A 5,630-nucleotide genomic window follows, 5' to 3' on the forward strand; every position below is an offset into this window, starting at 1 on the left:
TTCGAAACGCGCAAGTTATTTCATTTCGACTCCTTAATCTCGGAGAGGCCGCCGAGTACCTGTTCGACCACACGATCTTCCAGGACAACCTGGTATTCGTGGACTTCTGCGAGGCGATGGTCAAGCAGACCAACCCCGGCGTGCTGGCCCGGGCAGAGGCCACTGCCGCACCGAACGCGGCCGTGCACGGCATGCGGACTATCGCTGACATCATGCGCTCGTTCAACCCGTTCGAGGGAGAGATCTACCGGGAGGCCCTCAAGGTCAGCCGGATCACCCGCGAGATGTTCTGCCTGATGGAGGGCAGGCACGTGCACCCCTCCACGCTGTATCCGGGTGGGGTCGGCACGATGCCGGAACCGACGGTGTTCACCGACTACCTCAGCCGGCTGATGGAGATCCTCGATTTCGTCAAGAAGGCCGTCGCGCTGCACGACGACCTGTTCGACTTCTGGTACGAGGCGCTGCCCGGTTACGAGGAGGTCGGCCGCCGCCGGGTGTTGCTGGGCTGCTGGGGCGCGTTCCAGGATCCGAACGTCGTGGACTACCGGTACGAGAACATGACCACCTGGGGCCGGGCGATGCACGTGACACCCGGGATCGTCGTCGATGGCGATCTGCTGACCACCGACCTGGTGGAGATCAATCTGGGTATCCGGATCCTGCTGGGCAGTTCCTTCTACCAGGACTGGGTGAACGAGGAGCCGTTCGTCACCCGGGATCCGCTCGGAAATCCGGTCGACATGCGCCATCCGTGGAACCAGACGACGCTGCCGGTGCCGCAGAAGCGGGACTTCGGGGAGAAGTACAGCTGGGTGATGAGCCCGCGGTGGCTCGACGCCCGCAGCGGCGAGCATCTCGCCCTGGATACCGGGGGAGGGCCCTTCGCCCGGCTTTACACCACGGCACTCGCCGGACTGGTGAACACCCCCTACGTCACCGCGACCGGGGGCGCGGTGAACATCTCGCTGCCGCGCAGCCGCACGCTGCCCGCCGTCGACCTGCAGTGGAAGCCGCCGGCCTGGTCGAACGCGATCGAGCGGGACCGGGCCCGCGTCTACTTCGTCGCCTACGCGGCGGCGATGGCGCTGTACTTCCTCGAGCAGGGCATGGATCGGGTGCGCTCGGGTGACACTCGGGTGTTCTGCGACTTCGACGTGCCGGACGAGACGATCGGTTGCGGTTTCCACGAGGCGGTGCGCGGCGTGCTGTCGCACCACATGGTGGTGCGCGACGGCAAGATCGCCAATTATCACCCCTACCCGCCGACGCCGTGGAACGGCAGCCCCCGCGACTTCTTCGGGACCCCGGGCCCCTACGAGGACGCGGTCCAGAACATGCCGATCTTCGAGGAGAACGGTCCGGAGGGGTTCAAGGGCGTCGACGTTATGCGGACGGTGCGCAGCTTCGACCCCTGCCTGCCCTGCGGGGTGCACATGTATCTCGGTCGGGGCCGCACTCTGCGCACGGTGCACTCGCCGATGTTCGGGGCCAGCCATGGTTGATCCGGACGGCGCGGGTGGGCACCGGCTCGACGATCTCGCCGTGCGGGGCCGGCTCGCCCACCTCGACGAGGTGCTGGCGCAGGTGGAGCGCATCCCGGGGCCGAGTGGCGAGCTGGCGATCGATGCGGTGGCGACACTCGCGGCGGTGTACGGCGAGGCGCTGGCCCGAGCCGTCGGATACGCGTCGGGGGCCCCGGAGGTGCTCGCCGCGTTCACCGGCGACGAGCTGCTCGACCATCTGCTCGTCCTGCACGACGTCCATCCCGAGCCGGTCGGGGCCCGGGTCGCGCGGGCGATCGAACAGCTTCGGCCCGGGATCCGGGACCGGGGTGGGGAGATCGAGCTGAGTGGGATCGAACGGGGGGTGGCCGAGGTCCGGCTGACCCTCGGCGGGTGTGGCTCGACCTCGGCGGGGATCACCGAGGCGGTTCGCCAGGCCGTGCTCGCCGTCGCGCCGGAGCTGTCCGACGTCCGGCGCCTGCCCGCGCCGGGCGCACCCGAGCGGACCGCCTTCGTTCCCCTCGACACCGTGCTCGCCCGGCCCGTCGCTGACGGGGTGGGCCCATGACGTCCCCGATATCCCCGACGGCCGACGGCGCGTTGCGGCGGCTCGTGCACGCCGCGACCGGCCGCGCCGGCGCGGCCGAGGCCCGCTGCGACATGTGCCGGACCGCCGTGCCGGCGGAGCATCGGCACATCCTCGACGAACAACGCGACGAGCTGCTCTGCGCCTGCCAGGCGTGCGCGCTGCTGTTCGACCGGGAGGCTGCCGGGCGTGGGCACTTCCGGCTTGTTCCCCGGCGACGGCTGCGGCTTCCCGCACTCGACGCGGACGAGCTGGGTACCCCGGTGGGGCTGGCGTTCTTCGTCGTCGGGACCGACGGCTCGGTCAGCGCCCGCTATCCCAGCCCGATGGGCGCCACCCGCTGGGACGTCGAGCCCGGCACGTGGCGCGGCATCGTGCGGCGCTGCCCGGCGCTGGGTGACCTGACACCGCTGGTCGAGGCACTGCTGACGAACACCGCCCACGGCCGCCACGAGCACTGGATCGTTCCCGTCGACGACTGTCACCGGCTCGTGGCGGTCATCCGGCGGGAGTGGAGGGGCCTGTCCGGAGGCAGGCGCGTGCGGCCGGCGATCGACGGGTTCTTCGCCGATCTCGGCCGCCGGCCCGCAAGCCCGGTGCGGGCCGGGGTCCGGGAGCCCGTTGCGCCCGCACGGCCGGTCCATCTCACGGGCCAGGGCCGCGCGGGCCCCGCGGGGCGGGGCTGAGAGGAAAGAGAGGGAGGGGAGGACGAGATGGCCGAGATCCGAGTCGGTAAGCCCGACGTCGCGCCGGACGCCACCGCGCACGTCAAGGGGGTAGCGCAGGGCAACGCGACCGGTTCGTACCGATGGCAGGCGGGGCACCACGCCGATGGCAGCGCCGACGCACGGCGCTCCACCGGCGTCCGGCCGAAGAGGCGCAATCCCGTCGCACCGAGGAGCATGCCCAACCTGCCGCCGGGGTAGCGCCCAGCGGGCGGCGCACCACCCGAAGCCCGCGGATACCCATGAGAAAGCGGTACCGAGGAGGTGGAGCATGAGTAGTCGCAAGCTGGTGCTGGCGACCGTCGGCGTGGCCGGTGCCGTCGGCCTGTTCTGGAGGGAGTATCCGGCCCTCGTCCGATACATCAGGATCGAGAAGATGTGATGGCGGACGGCACGGCGGGCCGCATGACCCGGCCGGCGCTCTCGGTGGGCGGGGCCGGTGAACCGAGTCGGGAGGCCGGCCCGGGCGGCCGGGCCCGGCGACGGTTCGTCGTCCAGGGGCTGGTCCAGGGGGTCGGTTTCCGGCCGTTCGTCCACGCCGCCGCGACGGAGCTGGCTCTGACCGGCTGGGTGCGCAACGACACCGGCGGCGTGGTCACGGAGGTCGAGGGAATCCCCGGCGCGGTCGAGGACTTCGCCCGCCGGCTTCGCTGCGACGTGCCGCCGCTGGCCATGGTCGAGCGGGTCGTGACCACGGAGCTTCCGCCCTGTGGCGGATCCGGCTTCGCGATCGCCCGGTCCCGGCCGGCCGCGGGCGGGCGTACGGCGGCGGCCCCCGACGTGGCGACATGCCCGGACTGCCTGCGGGAACTGGCCGACCCCGCGGACCGGCGCTACCGGCATCCGTTCATCACGTGCACCAACTGCGGACCCAGGTTCACGATCATCACCGACCTTCCCTACGACCGGCCGGCAACGACGATGGCCCGGTTCGCCATGTGCCCCGTGTGTGAGCGGGAGTACTCCGATCCGGCCGACCGGCGTTTCCATGCCCAGCCGATCGCCTGCCTGGCGTGCGGACCGCGCCTGGAGTTCGTGTCGCCGTCGGGCGCGCCGCGGACCGGCGAGGACGCGCTCGCTGCGGCGCGGCGGCTGCTCGCCGACGGTGGCGTCCTGGCGGTGAAGGGGGTGGGCGGCTACCACATCGCCTGCGTCGCCACCGACCCGACGGCGGTGACGACCCTGCGACGCCGCAAACGGCGCGGCGGCAAGCCGTTCGCCGTCATGGTCCACGACCTGGCTGCGGCCCGGGGCCTGGCGCATGTCGACGAGCGGGAGGCGGCCCTGCTCACCGACCCCGCTCGGCCCATCGTGCTGGTGCGCCGTCGCCGCGACGGCCGTCCCGCGCTCGCCGACTCCGTTGCCCCGGACAACCCCGATCTCGGTCTGCTGCTGCCCTACACGCCGGTGCACCATCTGCTGCTCGGCCTGCCAGGCGAGCCCGGGCCCGTCCATCGAACCGTCGGCACCGCCGGATGGCCGCCGTTGGTGATGACCTCCGGGAACCTCGGCGGCGAGCCGATCGCGGCCGGCGACGCCGACGCTCTGCGCCGGCTCGCCCCGCTCGTCGATGGCTGGCTGCGCCACGACCGTCCGATCCGGGTGCCCTGCGACGACTCCGTTGTCCGGGTGGTCGACGGTGCCCCGTCGCCGGTACGCCGCTCGCGTGGCTACGCGCCGCTGCCGGTGCCGCTGCCGTTCGAGGTGCCCCCGACGCTGGCCGTCGGGGCCGACCTCAAGAACACCTGCGGCCTGGGCTCGGGCCGGTCGGCCTGGCTCAGCGGGCACATCGGGGACATGGACGACTTGGCCACCATGCGCGCCCTCGATGCCGCCGAGCGGCACCTCGAGCACCTGACCGGCGTCACCCCCCCGCCAGCTCGTCACCGACGCGCACCCGGGCTACCGGTCGCGCCAGTGGGCGGTGCGGCACGCCGCCGGCCGACCGGTACGGACCGTGCAGCACCACCATGCTCATGTGGCCGCGCTGATGGCCGAGCACGGCCTCGACGGCACCCGGCCGGTGGTGGGATTCGCCTTTGACGGGACCGGCTACGGCCCCGACCGGGCCGTGTGGGGCGGCGAAGTGCTGATCGCCGACTACCACGGGTTCCGGCGCTTCGCCCACCTGGGCTATGTGCCGCTTGCCGGTGGGGACGCCGCGGTTCGGCGGCCCTGCCGGATGGCGCTTGCCCATCTGCACGCCGCCGGAGTCCGCTGGGATCCCACCCTGCCGCCGGTCGTCGCCTGCCCGCAGCCGGAGCGGCGGGCGCTGACCCACCAGCTGGCCAGCGGGCTGGGCTGCGTGCCGACCTCCAGCATGGGGCGGCTCTTCGACGCGGTCAGCTCGCTGCTCGGCATCCGTCACGAGGTCGACTTCGAGGCGCAGGCGGCGATCGAGCTGGAGGCCCGGGCGCGGGCCGCGACCGGCGGTGGCGCGGACGACCGCGAACGCCACGCGTTCGCCTTGCGCGGGCAGGGGCCGGGCAGGCCGCTGATTATCGACCCGGCGCCGGTCATCCGGGCGATGGTGAGGGATCTGTCGGCCGGGCTCGCCGTGGAGACCGCCGCGGCCCGTTTCCATACAGCCGTCGTGGCGATGATCGTGGACCTCGCCCGGCGAGCACGCGTAGAGGTGGGCCTTGACCTGGTCGGACTCACCGGCGGGGTCTTCCAGAACGCCGTTCTGGCGACGGCTGCATCCAGGGCACTGCGTGCGGGGGGCTTCACGGTGCTGCGGCATGCGCGGGTACCTCCGAATGACGGGGGGGATCGCTCTCGGTCAGCTGCTCGTCGCCGCAGCGCGGGAAAAGG

The 5,630-nt window shown here is 72.2% G+C and carries 4 protein-coding genes and 1 pseudogene; all 5 read left to right on the forward strand.

Translation table 11 applies throughout. The annotated features are described in order from the left end of the window. On the forward strand, positions 1 to 1,505 hold a 1,505-nt coding region (locus tag ACY5KJ_RS07425), incomplete at its 5' end, for a nickel-dependent hydrogenase large subunit (RefSeq protein WP_462203051.1). Further along, complete coding sequence (locus ACY5KJ_RS07430) at positions 1,498 to 2,073, forward strand: NifU family protein (RefSeq protein ID WP_462186350.1); 576 nt, start codon at positions 1,498 to 1,500, stop codon at positions 2,071 to 2,073. The genes ACY5KJ_RS07425 and ACY5KJ_RS07430, both read left to right, overlap by 8 nt. Further along, complete coding sequence (locus tag ACY5KJ_RS07435; protein ID WP_462186349.1) at positions 2,070 to 2,777, forward strand: DUF5947 family protein; 708 nt, start codon at positions 2,070 to 2,072, stop codon at positions 2,775 to 2,777. The genes ACY5KJ_RS07430 and ACY5KJ_RS07435 overlap by 4 nt, the downstream gene beginning before the upstream one ends. A gap of 27 nt (positions 2,778 to 2,804) precedes the next feature. Beyond that, on the forward strand, positions 2,805 to 3,017 hold the full coding sequence (locus ACY5KJ_RS07440; protein ID WP_462186348.1) for a hypothetical protein: 213 nt from the start codon (positions 2,805 to 2,807) through the stop codon (positions 3,015 to 3,017). Between the two features lie 204 nt (positions 3,018 to 3,221). Continuing rightward, a pseudogene (gene hypF / locus ACY5KJ_RS07445) lies at positions 3,222 to 5,630 on the forward strand (carbamoyltransferase HypF); the annotation flags it as partial.

The organism is Frankia sp. CcWB3, from assembly GCF_977927595.1.